The organism is Streptomyces profundus, assembly GCF_020740535.1.
In the GTDB taxonomy this organism is placed as follows: Bacteria; Actinomycetota; Actinomycetes; order Streptomycetales; family Streptomycetaceae; genus Streptomyces; species Streptomyces profundus.
Window position 1 is genome coordinate 6,843,218 of sequence record NZ_CP082362.1, and the last position, 18,265, is coordinate 6,861,482.

General features: G+C 70.9%; 15 protein-coding genes. 10 read left to right on the forward strand and 5 right to left on the reverse strand.

From position 1 onward, the window contains the following. The first annotated feature begins 66 nt into the window (after positions 1 to 66). Genes K4G22_RS28730 through K4G22_RS28740 form a run of 3 tightly spaced genes read left to right on the forward strand, consistent with a single transcriptional unit; the run spans position 67 to position 1,448 of the window. Positions 67 to 483 carry a roadblock/LC7 domain-containing protein gene (locus tag K4G22_RS28730; protein WP_228083376.1) on the forward strand — a complete coding sequence of 139 codons (417 nt, stop codon included), beginning with the start codon at positions 67 to 69 and terminating at the stop codon, positions 481 to 483. Between the two features lie 55 nt (positions 484 to 538). Beyond that, entirely contained in the window at positions 539 to 865 is a 327-nt protein-coding gene (locus K4G22_RS28735; protein ID WP_228084258.1) for a DUF742 domain-containing protein, read from the forward strand. Beyond that, positions 843 to 1,448: a GTP-binding protein gene (locus tag K4G22_RS28740; RefSeq protein WP_228083377.1), complete on the forward strand. Its 606-nt coding sequence runs from the start codon at positions 843 to 845 to the stop codon at positions 1,446 to 1,448. The genes K4G22_RS28735 and K4G22_RS28740 overlap by 23 nt, the downstream gene beginning before the upstream one ends. A 25-nt stretch (positions 1,449 to 1,473) precedes the next feature. On the opposite strand, the gene metG is transcribed toward K4G22_RS28740, so the two are convergent. Next, entirely contained in the window at positions 1,474 to 3,213 is a 1,740-nt protein-coding gene (gene metG / locus K4G22_RS28745; RefSeq protein WP_228083378.1) for a methionine--tRNA ligase, read from the reverse strand. A gap of 214 nt (positions 3,214 to 3,427) precedes the next feature. Between metG and K4G22_RS28750 the strand changes: the two genes are divergently transcribed. After that, a complete protein-coding gene (locus K4G22_RS28750; protein ID WP_228083379.1) occupies positions 3,428 to 4,609 on the forward strand; it encodes an anhydro-N-acetylmuramic acid kinase in 1,182 nt (393 codons plus the stop codon). A 38-nt stretch (positions 4,610 to 4,647) separates the two neighbouring features. Here K4G22_RS28750 and K4G22_RS28755 read toward each other — a convergent pair whose 3' ends face one another. The 4 genes from K4G22_RS28755 to K4G22_RS28770 form a co-directional block, all read right to left on the reverse strand. Then, positions 4,648 to 6,786, reverse strand: coding sequence for a putative bifunctional diguanylate cyclase/phosphodiesterase (locus K4G22_RS28755; RefSeq protein WP_228083380.1), 2,139 nt, complete (start codon positions 6,784 to 6,786; stop codon positions 4,648 to 4,650). Further along, positions 6,783 to 7,595, reverse strand: coding sequence for an SAM-dependent methyltransferase (locus K4G22_RS28760; protein WP_228083381.1), 813 nt, complete (start codon positions 7,593 to 7,595; stop codon positions 6,783 to 6,785). Before K4G22_RS28760 ends, K4G22_RS28755 begins: the two co-directional genes overlap by 4 nt. A gap of 385 nt (positions 7,596 to 7,980) precedes the next feature. Then, entirely contained in the window at positions 7,981 to 9,231 is a 1,251-nt protein-coding gene (locus K4G22_RS28765) for a transglycosylase family protein (RefSeq protein WP_228083382.1), read from the reverse strand. Between the two features lie 272 nt (positions 9,232 to 9,503). Further along, positions 9,504 to 10,412: a phosphatase PAP2 family protein gene (locus K4G22_RS28770; protein WP_425336820.1), complete on the reverse strand. Its 909-nt coding sequence runs from the start codon at positions 10,410 to 10,412 to the stop codon at positions 9,504 to 9,506. A 593-nt stretch (positions 10,413 to 11,005) separates the two neighbouring features. Between K4G22_RS28770 and K4G22_RS28775 the strand changes: the two genes are divergently transcribed. From K4G22_RS28775 to K4G22_RS28800, 6 genes are all read left to right on the forward strand, one after another. Continuing rightward, positions 11,006 to 12,193 (forward strand): ROK family transcriptional regulator, encoded by a 1,188-nt coding sequence (locus K4G22_RS28775; protein ID WP_228083384.1) that lies wholly within the window; start codon positions 11,006 to 11,008, stop codon positions 12,191 to 12,193. Positions 12,194 to 12,340: 147 nt separating this feature from the next. Next, positions 12,341 to 13,861: a sugar ABC transporter ATP-binding protein gene (locus K4G22_RS28780; protein ID WP_228083385.1), complete on the forward strand. Its 1,521-nt coding sequence runs from the start codon at positions 12,341 to 12,343 to the stop codon at positions 13,859 to 13,861. Continuing rightward, on the forward strand, positions 13,858 to 14,925 hold the full coding sequence (locus tag K4G22_RS28785; RefSeq protein WP_228083386.1) for an ABC transporter permease: 1,068 nt from the start codon (positions 13,858 to 13,860) through the stop codon (positions 14,923 to 14,925). Before K4G22_RS28780 ends, K4G22_RS28785 begins: the two co-directional genes overlap by 4 nt. A 61-nt stretch (positions 14,926 to 14,986) precedes the next feature. Further along, positions 14,987 to 16,036, forward strand: coding sequence for a substrate-binding domain-containing protein (locus K4G22_RS28790; RefSeq protein WP_228083387.1), 1,050 nt, complete (start codon positions 14,987 to 14,989; stop codon positions 16,034 to 16,036). A gap of 11 nt (positions 16,037 to 16,047) precedes the next feature. After that, on the forward strand, positions 16,048 to 17,214 hold the full coding sequence (locus tag K4G22_RS28795; RefSeq protein WP_228083388.1) for a Gfo/Idh/MocA family protein: 1,167 nt from the start codon (positions 16,048 to 16,050) through the stop codon (positions 17,212 to 17,214). 28 nt (positions 17,215 to 17,242) lie between these two features. Next, positions 17,243 to 18,247, forward strand: coding sequence for a sugar phosphate isomerase/epimerase family protein (locus K4G22_RS28800; RefSeq protein WP_228083389.1), 1,005 nt, complete (start codon positions 17,243 to 17,245; stop codon positions 18,245 to 18,247). Positions 18,248 to 18,265 lie beyond the last annotated feature (18 nt).

Genomic DNA, 18,265 nt, shown 5'->3' on the forward strand with positions numbered 1-18,265 from the left:
CCCTCGACGTCCCCGCCCCTCGGCACCCCCGTCCGCCTCCGCCTGCCCAAGGAGATGAAGGTGATCATGGTGAGCGATCCCCCCAGGGGGCAGCGGCCCGATCTCGGCTGGTTGTTGACCGGCCTCGTCGAGCGGGTCCCGCACGCCCGCGGCGCGGTGCTGCTGTCGACCGACGGCCTGGTGAGGGCGGCACACGGGCTGGAGCGGGACGCCGCGGAGCAGCTGGCCGCGCTCGCCTCCGGGCTGCACGTCCTGGCCAGGGGCGCCGGCACCCGGTTCGCCGAGGGCGGGGAGGTGCGGCAGGTGGTGGTGGAGTGGGAGTCGGCGTTGCTCTCGGTCACCAGCGCGGGCCAGGGGGCGGTACTGGCCGCGCTGGCCGACCGCAGGGCCGATGTGGCCGTGCTGGGTTATGAGTTGACGTTGCTGGTGAAGAGCGTGCGTTCCGTCCTGGAGACCCCGCTGCGCCTGCCGGCCGGGTACTGAGCCGGTGCCCGGGCACCCGCGCGGCGCGTGGCTCGACGAGGAGGCCGGGCGGCTGATGCGCCCGTACACCGCGAGCGGCGGTCGCACCAGGCCGCCGGTGCGCCTGGATCTGATGACCCTGGTGATGGCGACCGGCCGGGCGGTGCGCCGGGAGGTGCCGGGGCCGGAGCACCGGCAGGTGTTGAAGCTGTGCTCGGGGCCGATCTCGGTCGCCGAGATCGCCGCCCAGGTGCGGCTCCCGGCCACCGTGACCAAGGTGCTGCTGGGCGACCTGCTGGCCTGTGGCGCGGTGACCGTCGACGCGCCGGACCGGACGGGCGCGTCCCCGATCGACCGAGACCTGTTGGAGGCGGTGCTGCGTGGACTCCGCGAACGGCTCTGAGCCCTTCCCCACCACGGCCAAGATCCTTGTCGCCGGAGGCTTCGGCGTCGGCAAGACCACCCTGGTCGGGGCGGTCAGCGAGATCGAGCCGTTGAGCACGGAGGAACTGCTCACCCAGCTCAGCGCCGAGACCGACAACCTGACCGGGGTCGAGCGCAAGGCCACCACCACGGTGGCGATGGACTTCGGCCGGATCACCCTGGACAACCAGCATGTGCTCTACCTGTTCGGCACCCCGGGACAGGAACGGTTCTGGTTCGTCTGGGACGAGCTGTGCCAGGGCGCGTTGGGCGCCGTGGTGTTGGCCGACACCCGCAGGCTCGAACACAGCTTCCCCGCGGTGGACTTCTTCGAGCGGCGGGGCGTCGGGTTCGTGGTGGCGGTCAACGAGTTCGACCACGCCGTCCGTTACACCGTCGACGAGGTGCGGACGGCCCTGGATCTCGACGCCCGGGTGCCCGTGGTCAGCTGTGACGCGCGGAAGGCCGCCTCGGCCACCCGCGTGCTGGTCGCGCTGGTGCGTCATCTGATCGCGACCCGCGAGGGCGACGAGGCTCCGCCCCCGCCGGCGGATCAGCTCTGACCGGCGGCGGGGGCGGAGCCTTGCCTCAGCTCTCCTCGCCGCCGAACCGCTCGCGGTAGGCGGCCAGATCGTCCTCGGTGAGCTTGGTGAAGAGCACGGGCGGCACGGTGAACGGGGTCCCGGCCGCCACCGTGTCCAGGGAGCGGGCCGCCTCGGCGCCCACCCAGTCGGTGGCGAGCCGCGCCCTGGCGTCCGCGTCCGACGGCGCGAAGACATCGCGGATGACGGTCGAGGTGAACGGGATGAACGGCTCGGAGACCACCGCGTAGAGGTGGATCAGGTTGATCGCGGTGCGCAGCGTCAGCGCGGCGGCTTCGGGATCGGCCTTGATCTCCCTCCAGGGGGCCTTCGCCTCCAGATAGACGTTGCCCGCGCTCCACAGGGCGCGCAGCGCGAACGCCGCCTTGCGGAACTGGAGGGCCTCCAGCTGCTGTTCGTACTCGGCGAGCAGCCCGGCGACCTCCTCGCCCAGCGCGCGCTCCGCCTCGCCCGGCTCATGGCCGGCGGGCACCTCGTCCCCGAAGCGCTTCCGGGAGAACGACAGCACCCGGTTGACGAAGTTGCCCAGGGTGTCGGCCAGATCCTTGTTGACGACCGAGGAGAACAGCTCCCAGGAGAACGCCGAGTCGTCCGACTCGGGCGCCGACGCCATCAGGAAGTACCGCCAGTAGTCCGCCGGGAGCAGTTCGAGCGCCTGGTCGGTGAAGATGCCCCGGTTCTGCGAGGTGGAGAACTTGCCGCCGTAGTAGGTGAGCCAGTTGAGCGCCTTGACGTAGTCCACCTGCTTCCATGGCTCCCTGGTGCCCAGCTGGGTGGCGGGGAACATCACGGTGTGGAACGGCACGTTGTCCTTGGCCATGAACTCCGTGTAGCGGACGGTGTCGTCGGCCTCGTACCACCAGGAGCGCCAGTCCCTGTTCTCGCCCTCGCCGGCCGCGTCGGCCCACTCCTTGGTGGCGCCGATATAGCCGATCGGGGCGTCGAACCAGACGTAGAACACCTTGCCCTCGGCGGCCAGTTCGGGCCAGACGTCGGCGGGCACCGGGACGCCCCACTCCAGGTCCCTGGTGATCGAGCGGTCGTGCAGGCCCTCCGTCAGCCACTTCCTGGCGATGGAGGAGGCCAGCGTCGGCCACTCGGCGCCGTGGCGCTCGACGAAGGCGTCGACCTCGGGCTCCAGCTTGGACTGGAGCAGGAAGAGGTGCTTGGTCTCCCGCACCTCCAGGTCCGTGCTGCCGCTGACGGCCGAGCGGGCGTCCAGCAGATCCGTCGGGTCCAGGACCCGGGTGCAGTTCTCGCACTGGTCGCCGCGCGCCGCCTCGTAGGCGCAGTACGGGCAGGTGCCGACGATATAGCGGTCGGGCAGGAAGCGGCCGTCGCTGTTCGAGTAGACCTGGCGGGTGGTGCGTTCCTCGATGAAGCCGTTCTCCGCGAGGCGCCGGGCGAAGTGCTGGGTGATCTCGATGTTCTGCGCGGACGAGGTGCGCCCGAAGTAGTCGAACTCCAGGCCGTAGCCGTCGTAGATCGCCTTCTGGGCCCGGTGCTGCTGGGTGCAGAACTCGTCCACCGGCAGCCCCGCGGTCTGGGCCGCCAGCTCGGCCGGCGTGCCGTGCTCGTCGGTGGCGCAGATGTAGAGGACCTCGTGCCCGCGTTGACGTAGATAGCGCGCGTAGACGTCGGCGGGGAGCATCGAGCCGACCATGTTCCCCAGGTGCTTGATCCCGTTGATATAGGGCAACGCACTGGTGATGAGGTGTCGGGCCATCCTCGGATGCTCCAATGGTGAGAGGGATCAGCAGGCAGTGACGGGTCACGGAGGGTGACGGATCACTTTCATGGACTTCACTTATCCTACCGAGCCGACACCGACCGATCTCACCGTGTTTCCAGGGGCGGGCTCAAGGGCGGGCTCGACGTCCGGGTCGCCCGGATCTTCCACCGAGAGGGCGCCCGGCCGGCCCGAGCCCGGGGCCCGGCGGGTGATCGGTCTGCTCAGCGGCACCTCCCACGACGCGGTGGACGCCGCCGTCGCCGACCTCTCGTTCGCCCCCGAGCCCGGCGCGCCGGACGAGCGGGTGGGCTTGCGTCCCCTCGGGACGCTCAGCGAACCGCTGCCGCCGGCGCTGCGCGCCGCGCTGGCCGAGTGCCTTCCGCCGGCGGCCACCACACTGGAGCGGATCTGTCGGCTCGACACCGAACTCGGGCAGTTCTTCGGCCGGGTGGCGGCCCGCGCCAACCGCGAGTTGGCCGGCGGCGCCGGGGATCTGGTCGCCTCCCATGGACAGACCGTCTACCACTGGACCAGCGGCGCGAGGGCGCTCGGCACCCTGCAACTCGGGGCGGCCGGCTGGATCGCCGAGGCCACCGGGCTGACCGTGGTCTCCGACTTCCGCACCAGGGACATCGCCAGGGGCGGGCAGGGCGCCCCCCTGGTGCCGCTGCTGGACGCCCTGCTCCTGCTCGACGGAGTCGGCGCCCGCCGTGGGGCGGTGAACCTGGGCGGCATCGCCAACATCACCGCGCGGGACGCCACGGGCCGGCTGGTCGCCTATGACGTGGGCCCGGCGAACGCGCTGATCGACGCCGCCGTCACGGAGACCAGCGGCGGGACGCTGCGGATGGACACCGACGGTGCCGCCGCGGCGCGCGGACGAGTCGAACCCGCCCTGCTGGCCCGGCTGTTGGCCGAGCCCTACTACCGGCTGCCGCCGCCCAAGTCCACCGGCAAGGAGCTCTTCCACGCCGGCTATCTGCGGGACCTGCTGCCGGCCGAGCCGCTCGCCCCCGACGATCTGATCGCCACCGTCACGGAGTTGACGGCCGTGCTGGTCGCCGGGGCCTGCGCCGGCCTCGGGCTGACGGAGGTGCTGGTCTCCGGCGGCGGGGTGCGCAACCCGACGCTGCTCGGCCGGCTGCGGGCGCTGGCCGCGCCCGCCGGGGTGCGCCCGACGGACGAGGTCGGGCTGCCGTCCGACGCCAAGGAGGCGCTGCTCTTCGCGCTGTTGGGCTTCCTCACGCTGCACGGGCTGCCGGGGAACGTGCCGGCGGCGACGGGCGCCGACGCGGCGGCCGTGCTGGGCTCGATCACCCCGGGCGCCGGACCGCTGCGGCTGCCGCCGCCCCGCGCGCGCTTCCCGCGCCGGCTGGTGATCGAGCGCTGAACGCGCGCCCCCACAGCAGCGGCTGTGGGGGCGCGCGTTCAGACCGCCTCGGGGAGCCGCTCCGGCGGGCCCGGCCTGGCGTAGTACCAGCCCTGTGCCGAGTCGCAGCCCAGATCGCGGAGTTGCTCCGCCTGGGTGGAGGTCTCCACCCCCTCCACCGTGACCGAGAGGCGCAGCGCGTGCGCCAGGGACACGATGCCCTCCACGATCTTGAGGTCCACCGGATCGGCCGGGGTGCGCTGGAGCCCCTGGGTGAAGGAGCGGTCCAACTTGAGGGTGTTGGCGGGCAGCCGGCGCAGATTGGCCAGGTTGGAGTAGCCGGTGCCGAAGTCGTCCAACGCGATCCCGACGCCCAGCTCGGCCAGCTGCCGCAGCGGCTTGAGCTCGTGCTCGTCGGCCCGGATCATCGCCGTCTCGGTCACTTCGAGGCAGAGCGCGCTCGGCGGCAGGCCCGCCTCCTCCAGCACCGCGACGGTGTCCTCGACCAACTCGGGGTGGTGCAGCTGCCGGGGCGAGAGGTTGACGTTCACCCGCAGCGGGCGGGGCCCGCCGATCCCTCGCACCTGCCACTTGCACGCCTGCCGGACCGCCTCCTGGAGCACCCAGCGGCCCAACGGCACGATCAGCCCCGTGTGTTCGGCGAGCGGGATGAAACGGTCCGGGCCGAGCACCCCGTGCCGGGGATGGCTCCAGCGCACCAGGGCCTCGGCGCCCTCCAGACTGCCGTCCTCCATCTTCACCAGCGGCTGGTACTCGATGAAGAACTCGCAGCCCTTGAGCGCCGCCGGCAGGTGGTGGGTGAGGTGGTGGCGGCTGATCGCCCTGGCGTCCGAGTCGGGATCGGCCAACGCGTAGCGGTTGCCGCCCTCGGCCTTCGCCCGGTACATCGTGATGTCGGCGCTGCGCAGCACCTCGGCTGAGGTGAGGTTGCGCGTCGGACCCTCCACCACGCCGATGCTGGCCCGCACCATCAGCTCCCGGTCGCCGACCGTGACCGGCGTGGCCAGCGCCGCCAGCGCGCGGCGCGCCAGCTCGGCGACGGCGTCGGGGGTCGGCGGGTCGACGACCAGCGCCACGAACTCGTCGCCGCCGATCCTGGCCAGCATCTGCCCCGGCTCGGCGGCGCACTCCTGGAGGCGCTCCGCCACCGCGATCAGCAGCTGGTCGCCCACCGCGTGCCCCAGGCTGTCGTTGACCGCCTTGAAGCCGTCCAGATCCAGATAGCAGAGCCCCACCCGGCTCTGCGGCGAGCCGGCGGCCAGGGCCTGCTCCAGCTTCTCGAAGAACATCGACCGGTTGGGCAGATCGGTGAGCGCGTCGTGGGTGGCCTGGTAGCGCAGCCGCAGGTTGAGCAGCCGGCGCTCGGACACGTCCTCCATCATCGCGAGCATGTAGCGCGGATCGCCCTCGGCGTCGCGCAGCAGGGAGACCGTCAGATTGGCCCACAGCACCGTGCCGTCGCTGCGGTTGTAGGGCTTCTCCACCTGGTAGTGCTCGCGCTCGCCGCGCATCAACTCCCGTTGCATCCGCGAGACCTCGGGCGCGTCCTCGGGATGCGTCCAGTCCAGCACGTTGCGGCTCTGCCGCGAGGTGGCCGGCGGGCCCATCATCCGGGCGAAGGAGTCGTTGGTGTCGATGATCGTGCCGTGGATGTCGGCGATGCCGATGCCCAGCGCGGCGTCCCTGAAGACGGCGCGGAACCGCGTCTCGCTCTCGTGGAGCGCGTTGGCGATCTCGGTCTGCGCGGTCAGGGCGGCCACCGACAGCGACTCCTGCTCGCTGCGGGTGCGCTCCTGGAGGGCGCGGGCGAAGCCGGCCGAGATCGCGTGCTGGAGTCGGGCGCAGCGGCTGCGCGCCTCCTCCTGGCCGAGCGCGGCGGTATCGGCGCAGTAGAGGAGCAGATAGGCGTCGACGACGCCCAGCACGCGGGGCAGCGCCTCGGGCGCGGTGCAGTGCGCGGCGACCAGCGCCTCGCCGACGAAGACCCCGGGGCTGGGGTCGAAGGGCTGCGCGCGCAGCGCCCTGGCCAGGCGCTCGGCGAGGGCCGTCAGCAGGCCCTCGAACTCCCGCTTGGTCATCGAGGTGGTGGTGGCCGGGTAGACCGCGCGGCACCAGATGGTGGCGAAGCGCCGCAGGCCGTCGGGCGGGAGGGTCGGGGGGGTGCGGGAGTCGGTCACGCCGTGCGCCCCACCCCGGCGATGCCGCTGAACGCCAGCGGGTCCTCGTCCCCGATCTCGTCCTCGGGTCGCCAGCGCCCCAGGGGAACGAGGCCCGGCTCGACCAGCTCGAAGCCGTCGAAGAAGCGGGCCACCTCGGACTCGCCGCGCATCACCAGATCGGAGCCGCTCCCTCGGTACACCTCGGACAGCTCGCTGCCCTGGGCGGCGGTGACGGGACCGTTGTCCACCGAGGCGTGGGTGAGGATCAGCAGGCTGCCGGGGGCCAGCGCGTCACGGAGGGCGGCGACCTTCTCCAGCGGCTTCTCCTCGTCGTCGAGGAAGTGCAGCAGCGCCACCAGGAGCAGGGCCACCGGCTGGCCGAAGTCCAGCAGCCGCGCGGCCTGTTCGCTGTGCAGGATCTCCTCGGGGCGCCGGAGGTCAGCGGCGACGATGTCGGCGAGGGGGACGTTTTCCAGCACCGCGCGGCTGTGGGCCACGGCGACCGGATCGTTGTCCACGTAGAGGACCCTGGCCTCGCCGTCGGCCCGCTGGGCGATCTCGTGCACGTTGCCGTGGGTGGGTATTCCTGAGCCGATGTCGAGGAACTGGGTGATGCCCTCGGCCACCGCGTAGCGCACCGCCCGGCGCATGAACGCGCGATTGGCCTGCATGATCTTGGGGAGGCCGGGAAACGCCTCCACCGCCCTGCGGGCTGTGACGCGGTCGACCTCGAAATTGTGCGAACCGCCGAGGTAATAGTCGTACATGCGCGACACGCTCGGCACGGACAGATCAATGCCCTGTGGTGCCCAGGTGGGTCGTTCCATTGACGTCTCCAATGTCCCCTGCATATGCGCTAAATGACCCCGCCGGTTGAGACTACTGACCCGGCGCCAGTTCAGGGAAGGAAACGGAAGGTCAACCTCCCCCTGTTGGGCGGGTACTGGAGCATCTGTCCCGATTGACGGACGCGTCACACCCGTCCGGCACGCCCGGACGCCGCGCGCCCCCGGGCGGCCGGCAGCCGTCGGAGAAATGACCGGTAACGCTCAAGGCCCGCACCACGCGGCCGAGTTCGGACGATCGCGAACTTCTTCGAACTTTTCCGAAAGGCGCTCACGGGCGGTGGGCGGCGTCGGGGGACATCGGCGGGCGGCCCCGCGCGCCGCCGGCGTCTCGCGGGGCCGTTATCTGGCCGAGATTCGCCCCCGTTCAGAGGGTGACGCCGTTGTTCCGGAGGTACGCGACCGGGTCCACATCGGTGCCGAACGCCTCGCCGGTGCGGATCTCGAAGTGCAGATGCGGGCCCGAGGAGTTGCCCGTCGACCCCGCGCGCCCCACCCGCTGCCCGGCGCTCACCGGCTGCCCCTCCGACACCGAGATCGCCGAGAGATGGGCGTACTGGCTGTAGTGGCCGTCCGGATGGCGCACGATGACCTCGTAGCCGAACGATCCCGACCAGCCGGCCGAGACGACCTGTCCCTCCGTCACCGACTTCACCGAAGTGCCGGTGGAGACGGGGAAGTCGACGCCGGTGTGGTAGCCGAGGGACCAGGAGCCGCCGGAGGCGTGGTAGGCGGTGCCGGTGCCGGCGTCGACGGGGGAGTGGTACGCGGCGGCGGGAGCGGGCTCCTCGGCCCGCTCACCCTGCGGCTCCTCAGCGGGCTCCGGCTCGGGCTCTGGCTCCGGCTCAGGCTCCGGCTCCGGTTCGGGTTCCGGCTCGGGTTCGGGTTCGGGTTCCGGCTCGGGTTCCGGCTCGGGCTCGGGCTCCGGCTCGGGCTCCTCGGCCGGCTGCTCCTGGGTGGGGCGCAGTTCCAGCCGTTGTCCCGGGAAGATCAGGTTCGGATCGCCGCCCACCGTGGAGCGGTTGAGGTCGTAGAGCGACTGCCAACCGCCGGAGACGCGATGGGTCTCGGCGATCGCGGAGAGCGTGTCGCCGCTGACCACCTCATGGCGCTCGGGGGCGTCCGTCGTTGTCGCCGCCGCCTGTCGCACCGGCTCGACCTGGACCTCCGCCTCCTGGCGTGTCTCCGTGGCCGAGGCCGTGCTCGTGCCCGCGTCCGGGGAGATCGCCGGCTCCGCGCCGCCCCTGGCCAGCCCCGCCCGCACCGAGCAGGTGGGCCACGCCCCCGGGCCCTGGCCGCGCAGCACCTCCTCGGCGACGGCGATCTGCTGGTCCCTGGTGGCGAGGTCGGCGCGCGCGGCGTACGCCGTGCCGCCGTACTCCTCCCAGGTGCTCTGCTGGAACTGCAAGCCGCCGAAGTAGCCGTTGCCGGTGTTGATGTCCCAGACGCCGCTGCTCTCGCACTCGGCGACCTGTTCCCAGGTCTCCAGCGGGGCCGCGTTCGCGCCGCTCGCGCTGACCAGCGGCAACGCCAGGCCGGCGCCCCCGGCCGTGACGGTCAATGAGGCGCGGGACACCGCGCTGGGCCGGTAGCGGCGGTGGCGCCCACGTCCTGACATCTGTTGTTCCCTCCCCGACGAAATCCCTGGCGCCGCTTCATTTCCGTGTGCGGACAGGGAAGTTGGTCCCACGATATGGGGCGTCAATCGGTGCGGCAAGGGAGCGAAAGTCCCGCCGGCCGGCCGCCGGCGGCGCCGTAATGGGGGGCGCCGCCGGCGGCCAGGCGAAACCGGGTTGACCCGGGAAGTCACACGCGGCGGTCCGAGGGAAACCCGGGGGAACTCGGGGGAACCTGGGGAAACCCGGGGGAAACTCGGAGAGCCGGCATCCCTCAGCGGTCTTTGGGGGCGACCCCGGCCTCTGGGGCCGCGAGTTCCTGCTTCTTCCTGAGGGTGGCGACCTCCCGGTCCTCGTCGCCCACGTTCGCGACGGCGCCGACCGCGCCGACCGTGCCCACGTCAGGGGCCCGTCCCGGCTCCGTCACCTCGGTGGTCGGCACCGTTCTGGTGCCCGCCGAGACGGTGCGTCGTGGCGGCCTGAGGAAGTACAGCACCACGCCGAGGATCGCGCAGGCGACCAGGCCGTCGAGCCAGTAGTGGTGGGCGGTGGCCACCACGGCGAGCCCGGTGATCAGCGGGTGCAGCAGCCAGAGCCACCGCAGCCGGCTGCGGGTGGCCACGATCAGTCCGACGGCGATCAGCACCGCCCACCCCACATGGAGCGACGGCATCGCGGCGAACTGGTTGGCCATCGAGTCGGGGTCGGGCTTGTCGTAGACGGCCGGGCCGTACTCGATACCGGTGTCGATCATCCGCAGCGGCCGGAAGAGCCGGGGCGGTGCGAGCGGGACCAACAGGTGCAGCACCAGCGCGGCCCCGGTCAGCCATGTGATCGTCCACCGTATCCAGACGTAGAAGCCGGGCCGGCGCCAGTACATCCAGATGAGAAATACCACCGTGGCCGGAAAATGCACAGTCGCGTAGTAGACATTTATGAACCTGATCAATGTCTCGCTGTGCAGGACCAGATCCTGAACGGCGGCCTCGCTGGGCAACCGGAGGAAGCGCTCCAGGTCCCAGACGCGTTCGGCGTTGGCATAGGCGTCGTCGAACTGGCCGTTGGCCGCGCGCCTTCCGAGTTTGTACGCCATATAGAGCGCCCCGACGAGCAGCAGCTCACGGAGGAGCGGGGGTCTCGGCGACGGCGCGGGGCGTTGCCGGTCTCGCAGGGGGCGGAGCATCTTTGACGCTCTGGTGAGTGGCATAGGCAGCATTCCCGAATGGCAAGGGTGGCGATCGCGGTCTGGGATACGCGAGGGAACCTGCTCTTCCCGCTTCGATCTTCAGTTCCCTGAGGCGAGTTTACGGCTGTCTTTCTCTCGGCTGCCCAGGGGGCGCACCACGCACACCCCTTCCCCCGGAGCCCGCCGCCCGCGCCTCGGTGCTCCCTCAGGGGGGACACGGCAGGGAGGGCGGCTTCCCCCGGTCGGGTGAGGGGGTGTGGCGCGCGACCGAGGCGCCGGGGGCACGGCCACGGACATCCACGAACGGTCGCCGAGGCGCCGCGAAACGGGCCCGAGGGCCGCTCCCGCTGCCCGTTATCTCACCGTAATCACCCGGGGCAACGTTGCCAGGGTGTCGGCGGGGTTGGTGTTTCCGCAGCTCAGAGGGGTGCCTCCGGAAGCTTTGTCCTCACCGAGGAGAAAGTTCAAGTGATTCATGCGGAACTTCTTCCCACCTCGCCCCGCCACTGCTACATTCCCACGGCAAGCCCGGCATGGACATCGTGCCGGGGATCGATGCCGACGGTGGCGGGAGGGGCAGCGTGAGGCGCATGACGGCTCGGCCCGCGAACGCGCACCAGGCGCGGTTGCTCAGGCTGTTGCGCGACGCGGGGCCGAGTTCCCGAGCCCAACTGGGCGACCAGATCGAGCTGTCCAGGTCGAAGTTGGCGGTGGAGATCGACCGCCTGCTGGGGACCGGCATGGTGGTCGGCGACGGCTTCGCCGCCTCCCGTGGCGGTCGACGTTCGCACAATGTCCGGCTCGCGCCCGAACTGCGCTTCCTGGGTGTGGACATCGGCGCCACCTCCCTCGATGTGGCCGTCACCGGACCCGAGTTGGAGATCCTCGGCCATCTCACCGAGCGGATGGACGTCCGCGAGGGCCCGGTCGCCGTCTGCGAGCAGGTCCTGTCGATGGCGGAGAAACTCCGGAACGCCGGCCTGGCCGAGCACTTCGACGGTGCCGGGATCGGCGTCCCCGGACCGGTGCGCTTCCCCGACGGGGTGCCCGTGGCACCCCCGATCATGCCCGGCTGGGACGGCTTCCCCATCCGTGAGGTGCTCAGCCAGGAACTCGGCTGCCCCGTCATGGTGGACAACGACGTGAACCTGATGGCCCTGGGGGAGCGGCACGCCGGAGTCGCCCACTCGGTACAGGACTTCATCTGCGTCAAGATCGGCACCGGCATCGGTTGCGGTGTGGTCGCCGACGGCAAGGTGCACCGTGGCGCCACCGGCAGCGCGGGCGACATCGGGCACATCCAGGTGGAGGCCGACGGACGGCAGTGCCCCTGTGGCAACCGGGGCTGTCTGGAGGCCTACTTCGGCGGCGCCGCACTGGCCAGGGACGCCGAACAGGCGGCCAGGGACGGGCGATCCGTCGAACTGGCCACCCGGCTCTCCGCGGCCGGCGCCCTCACCGCCTCCGACGTGGCCGCCGCGGCCTCGGCCGGCGACGTGGCCTCGTTGGACCTCATCCGTCAGGGCGGCGCCCGCACCGGACAGGTGATCGCCGCCCTGGTCAGCTTCTTCAACCCCGCACTCGTGGTGATCGGCGGCGGCGTGACCGGCCTCGGCCACACGCTGCTCGCCAGCATCCGCACCCAGGTCTACCGGCAGTCGCTGCCGCTGGCCACGGGCAACCTGCCCATCGTTCTCGGTGAACTGGGCCCCGTCGCCGGCGTGACCGGCGCCGCGCGCCTGATCAGTGACCACCTCTTCAGCTACACCCCTACCTGACACCTGACGTGACGCAGTAGCGACCGAACCGATCCGGCCCCTCCGGGGCTCGCTCCAGCCACCCCGGACCAGCCGGCGCACCACCGCACCGCCCCCGCCCTACCCCCGCATGTCCGCGCATCGGCACAGTTGCCCAGGAGACCAGCCATGGCAAGCGCGCCACCACCGATACTCACTCTCACCGGCATCACCAAGTCCTTCCCCGGCGTGCGCGCCCTGGACGGAGTGGACCTGGACGTGCTGCCGGGTGAGGTGCACTGCCTGTTGGGCCAGAACGGCGCCGGCAAGTCCACCCTGATCAAGGTGATCGCCGGCGCGCACCAGCCGGACACGGGGCAGATCGGGTGGAAGGGGAAGGACGTCACCCTGAGCACGCCGGTCTCCGCCATGCGGTTGGGGATCGCCACCATCTACCAGGAACTCGACCTGGTGACCCACCTGTCGGTGGCGGAGAACGTGCACCTGGGGCACGAGACCTCGACGGCGGGATTCGTCCGCCGCTCCGTCGCCAGGGAGCGCACGGCGGACCTGCTTGAGCGGCTCGGCCACGGCGAGATCCACCCGGACACCATCGTCGGCGACCTCTCCTCCGCCGGCCAGCAGATCGTCAGCATGGCCAGGGCGCTCTCCCACGAGACCCAACTGATCGTCATGGACGAGCCGTCGGCGGTGCTCGACCCGGACGAGGTCAACAACCTCTTCCGGATCGTCGAGAACCTCACCGCGCAGAACGTCGCCGTCGTCTACATCTCGCACCGGCTGGAGGAGATCCGGCGGATCGGGGACCGGGTCACCGTCCTCAAGGACGGCAGGGCCGTCGCCCGCGGTCTGCCGGCGCAGTCCACCGCGACCAAGGACATCGTCGCCCTGATGACGGGACGCGACGTGGAGTACGACTTCCCGCGCCGCACCGCGCCCTTCGACCCGACCCGGGGCGAGCCGGTCCTCGTCGCCGAAGAGCTGTCCAGGGAAGGCGAGTTCACGACGCTGGACCTCACCCTGCGGCCCGGCGAGATCGTCGGACTCGCCGGTCTCGTCGGCTCCGGACGCTCCGAGATCCTGGAGACCATCTACGGCGCCAGGGCGCCGAGCACGGGACGGGTGCTGGTGGACGGCAAGCGGCTGCGGCCCGGCAGCGTGACCTCCGCGGTGAAGGCCGGACTCGGCCTCGCCCCCGAGGAGCGCAAGGCGCAGGGCCTCTTCCTGCTGGAGTCGGTGGCGCGCAACGTCTCCATCTCCTCGCTGCCGACCTTCTCCAAGGGGGGCTGGCTCGACCGGGCCAGGGAGCGGCGCGAGGCCCACGCCAGCACCCAGGACCTGTCGCTGCGCCCCAACAACCCCGATGCGCGCATCCGCACTCTCTCCGGCGGCAACCAGCAGAAGGCCGTGCTGGCCCGCTGGCTGCTGCGCCGCTGCAAGGTCCTGCTGCTCGACGAGCCCACCCGCGGCGTCGACGTCGGCGCCCGGGCCGAGTTGTACGCCCTGATCCGCCGCCTGGCCGACGACGGCGTCGCCGTCCTGCTGGTCTCCAGCGAGATACCCGAGGTGCTGGGGCTCGCCGACCGGGTGCTGGTGATGCGGGAGGGCCAGGTGGTGCACACCGCACCCGCCCGGGAGCTAGACGAGCACCGGGTTCTCGATCTCGTGATGGAAGGGAGCCAGGCGTGACCACTGGCGCCACCCAGGAACCGACCTCGACCGCCTCGCTCGACAAGGCGTCACCACCGGGGGAGCCCCCTCAGACGTCGCACGCCGACGCCGCCTCCAACGGTCGACCCAAGCTGGTCCTGGGCAAACTGTTCGACCTGCACACTGTCTCGTTGCTCGGTGTCCTGGCCGTGCTCTGTCTGATCGGCGGCATCACCCAGGGGGACAAGTTCCTGACGACCAGCAACCTTCAGCTGGTCCTGGTGCAGGCGTCCGTGATCGGTGTGGTCACGGTCGGCATGACCTTTGTGATGATCGGCGGCGGGATCGACCTCTCCGTCGGTGCCATCGTGGCGTTGGCCTCGGTCTGGTGCACCACGGTCGCCACCCAGGACTTCGGTATCGGCGGCATCATCTTCTGCGCCCTGGCCGTTGGCCTCGGCTGCGGACTCGTCAACGGGGTGCTGATCTCCTACGGGCCGATGGTGCCCTTCGTCGCCACGCTGGCCATGATGGTCTCGGCGCGCGGCCTGGCCCTGGAGATCACCGGCGGCTCCACCCAGATGGTCACCGTGGACTCGGTGCTCGACCTGGGCCGGCGCGACTCCTACATCTTCGGCATCCCGCCGCTGGTGATCATGTTCGCCGTGATCACCGTGCTCGGCTGGGTGCTGCTCAACCGCACCACCTTCGGCCGCCGCACGGTCGCCATCGGCGGCAACCCCGAGGCCGCGCGGCTGGCCGGCATCGCGGTCAAGCGGCAGCGGCTGATGCTCTACGCGCTCTCCGGGCTCTGCTGCGGCATCGCCGCCTTCATGCTGGTGGTGCTCTCCGGCTCGGGCCAGAACACCAACGGCAACCTCTACGAGCTGAACGCGATCGCCGCCGCGATCATCGGCGGCACCCTGCTCACCGGCGGCCGGGGCACGATCATCGGCTCCGTGCTCGGGGTGATGGTCTTCACCACCATCACGAACCTGTTCGTCCTGAACAACCTGGAGAGCGCCTTCCAGCAGATCGCGACCGGCGCCATCATCGTGGCCGCCGTGCTGCTCCAGCGCCGCTCCGCAAGCCAGCAGCCATAGACCAGTTGGAGACGACTCCAACTACCCTCATTCGCATGGAAGGTTACTTTTACTGATGAAGATGAACGGAATGGGTCGGAGAGGGCTCCTCTTCGGAGGCGCCGCCGCCGGCGCCGGGGTTCTCCTCGCCGGGTGCACCAGCAACGAGAGCAACGACGGTGACGGCGACGGCGACACGGGGGCCAACAACCAGGCGGCCAACAACGACGAGCCGGGCCCCGCCGTCACCATCGGCTTCGCCGGGCCGCAGGCCGACCACGGGTGGCTCAACGCCATCAACGAGGAGGCCCGTCGGCGCGCCGACGAATACGAGGACGTCACCCTGGAGATCACCGAGGGCTCCAACGACACCGCGCAGCAGATCGGGCAGATCGAGTCGCTGGTCAACAGCGGGGTCGACGTGCTCGTGGTGCTTCCCGCCGACGGGCGCTCGCTCACCCAGGCCGCGCTCTCCGCGATGAACGCCGGCATCCCGGTGATCAACCTCGACCGCGTCTTCGACACGCCGCAGGCGTACCGGTGTTGGATCGGCGGCGACAACTACGGCATGGGTCTCAACGCCGGCCACTACATCGGCGAGCGGCTCAAGGACGTCGACGGCGCCAAGGTCGTCGAGCTGTCCGGGCCGGACAACCTCGAACTCACCGTGCAGCGCACCCAGGGCTTCGACGACGCGCTGGCCAACTACCCCAACATCGAGAAGGTGGCCCGCCAGGCCGCCGACTTCACCGTCGAGTCCGGGCAGAGCGTGATGTCGGGCCTGCTCCAGGCCCAGCCCGAGTTCCACGCCATATGGAACCATGACGACGACCAGGGCGTGGGCGCCGAGCGCGCCATCGACCAGGCGGGCAGGGACGAGTTCTTCATGGTGGGCGGGGCCGGCTCCCTGCACGCGATGGAGCAGATCCAGGCCGACAACGGGGTGCTCAAGGCCACCGTGCTCTACCCGCCGACCATGGCCGCCTCCGCCATCGACCTGGCGCGCGCGGTCGGGCAGGCGAAGGGTGTCGGCGGACTCGCCGAGTTCGAGATCCCCTCCTCGATCACCCTCTACTCCGCAGTGGTCACCAAGGACAACGTCGAGCAGTATCTGCCGACCGGATTCAACTGACAGGGATCTACATGCCGTACTCCACCTCCGCACCTACCCTCGGCGTGGGCATGGTCGGCTATGCCTTCATGGGCGCCGCGCACTCGCAGGGTTGGCGCACCGTCGGGCGGGCCTTCGACCTGCCTCTCTCGCCGGTCATGGCCGCCGTGTGCGGCCGTGACCAGGCGGCCGTCAACGCCGCGGCCGACCGCCTCGGCTGGGCCTCGGCCGAAACCGACTGGCGCGCGCTGATCGCCAGGGACGACATCCAGCTGGTCGACATCTGCTCGCCGGGCGACAGCCACGCGGAGATCGCCATCGCCGCGCTGGAAGCCGGCAAGCACGTGCTCTGCGAGAAGCCCCTGGCCAACACCGTGGCGGAGGCCGAGGCCATGGTCGCCGCCGCCACGGCGGCCAGGGCACGCGGCCAGTTGGCGATGGTCGGCTTCAACTACCGCCGGGTGCCCGCGCTCGCGCAGGCCCGCAAGATGATCGCCGAGGGCCGGATCGGCACCCTGCGCCATGTGCGGGCGGTCTACCTCCAGGACTGGGGGGCCGACCCGGAGCTGAAGCTGGTCTGGCGGCTCCGCAAGGAGACGGCCGGCTCCGGCGCGCTGGGCGACCTCGGCGCCCATGTCGTCGACCTGGCACAGCACCTCTCCGGAGAGCTGATCACCGGGATCTCGGGCACCGCCGAGACCTTCGTCAAGGAGCGCGAGCTGCCGGACGGCAGCGGCCGACTGGGCCAGGTCACCGTGGACGACGCGGCCCTCTTCACCGGCCGGCTGGCCTCGGGGGCGCTGGCTTCCTTCGAGGTCAGCCGGTTCGCCACCGGCCGCAAGAACGCGCTCAGGATCGAACTCAACGGGTCGGACGGGTCGTTGGCCTTCGACCTGGAGCGGCTCAACGAGCTGGAGTTCTACGACAACACCCAGCCGGCGACCGAGGGCGGCTTCCGCCGCATCCTGGTCACCGAGCCCGACCACCCCTACCTGGAGGGCTGGTGGCCCGCCGGACACGGCCTCGGCTACGAGCACACGTTCGCCCACCAGGCCAGGGACCTGGTGCTCGCCATCGCGGAGGGAACCGACCCGGAACCGTCGTTCGTCGACGGGCTCCAGGTGCAGCGGGTTCTCTCGGCGATCGAGGAGAGTGCGGCGAAGAACGCCGTCCACACTCCCGTGCAGACCGTCGAGTGAGCCAGCGCAACGGAAGGAAACTCACACCATGTCCCGCAAGTTCACCCTGTTCACCGGCCAGTGGGCTGACCTACCGTTGGAGGAGGTCTGCCGACTGGCCCGTGACTTCGGCTACGACGGTCTCGAACTGGCCTGTTGGGGCGATCACTTCGAGGTCGAACGGGCGATCAAGGAGCCCGACTACGTGGCCGGCCGGCGGGCCCTGCTGAAGAAGTACGGCCTGGAGTGCTGGGCGATCTCCAACCACATGGTGGGGCAGGGCGTCTGCGACCACCCCATCGACGAGCGCCACCAGGGCATCCTGCCGGCCAGGATCTGGGGCGACGGCGAGCCCGAGGGCGTCCGCACCAGGGCCGCCAAGGAGATGGCCGACACCGCCAGGGCCGCCGCCGCCTTCGGCGTGGACACCGTGATCGGCTTCACCGGCTCCTCCATCTGGCACCTGGTCGCCATGTTCCCGCCGGTCCCGCCGGGCATGATCGAGCGTGGCTACGAGGACTTCGCCAACCGGTGGAACCCGATCCTGGACGTCTTCGACGCCGAGGGGGTCAGGTTCGCGCACGAGGTGCACCCGAGCGAGATCGCCTACGACTACTGGACGACCAAGCAGGCCCTGGAAGCGGTCGACAACCGACCGGCGTTCGGCCTGAACTTCGATCCCAGCCACTTCGTCTGGCAGGACCTCGACCCGGTCGGTTTCCTCTACGACTTCCGGGACCGGATCTACCACGTGGACTGCAAGGAGGCCCGTCGCCGGCTCGACGGCCGCAACGGCCGGCTGGGCTCGCACCTGCCGTGGGGAGACCCCAGGCGCGGCTGGGACTTCGTCTCCGCCGGGCACGGCGACGTCCAGTGGGAGGACGTCTTCCGGATGCTGCGGGCCATCGACTACCAGGGCCCGATCTCCGTGGAGTGGGAGGACGCCGGCATGGACCGGCTGGCCGGGGCGCCCGAGGCGCTCGCCCGGCTGCGCGCCTACGACTATCCCCCGCCCACCGCCTCGTTCGACGCCGCCTTCAACACCGGCGACTGACACGAGGCGCCCGTCCGC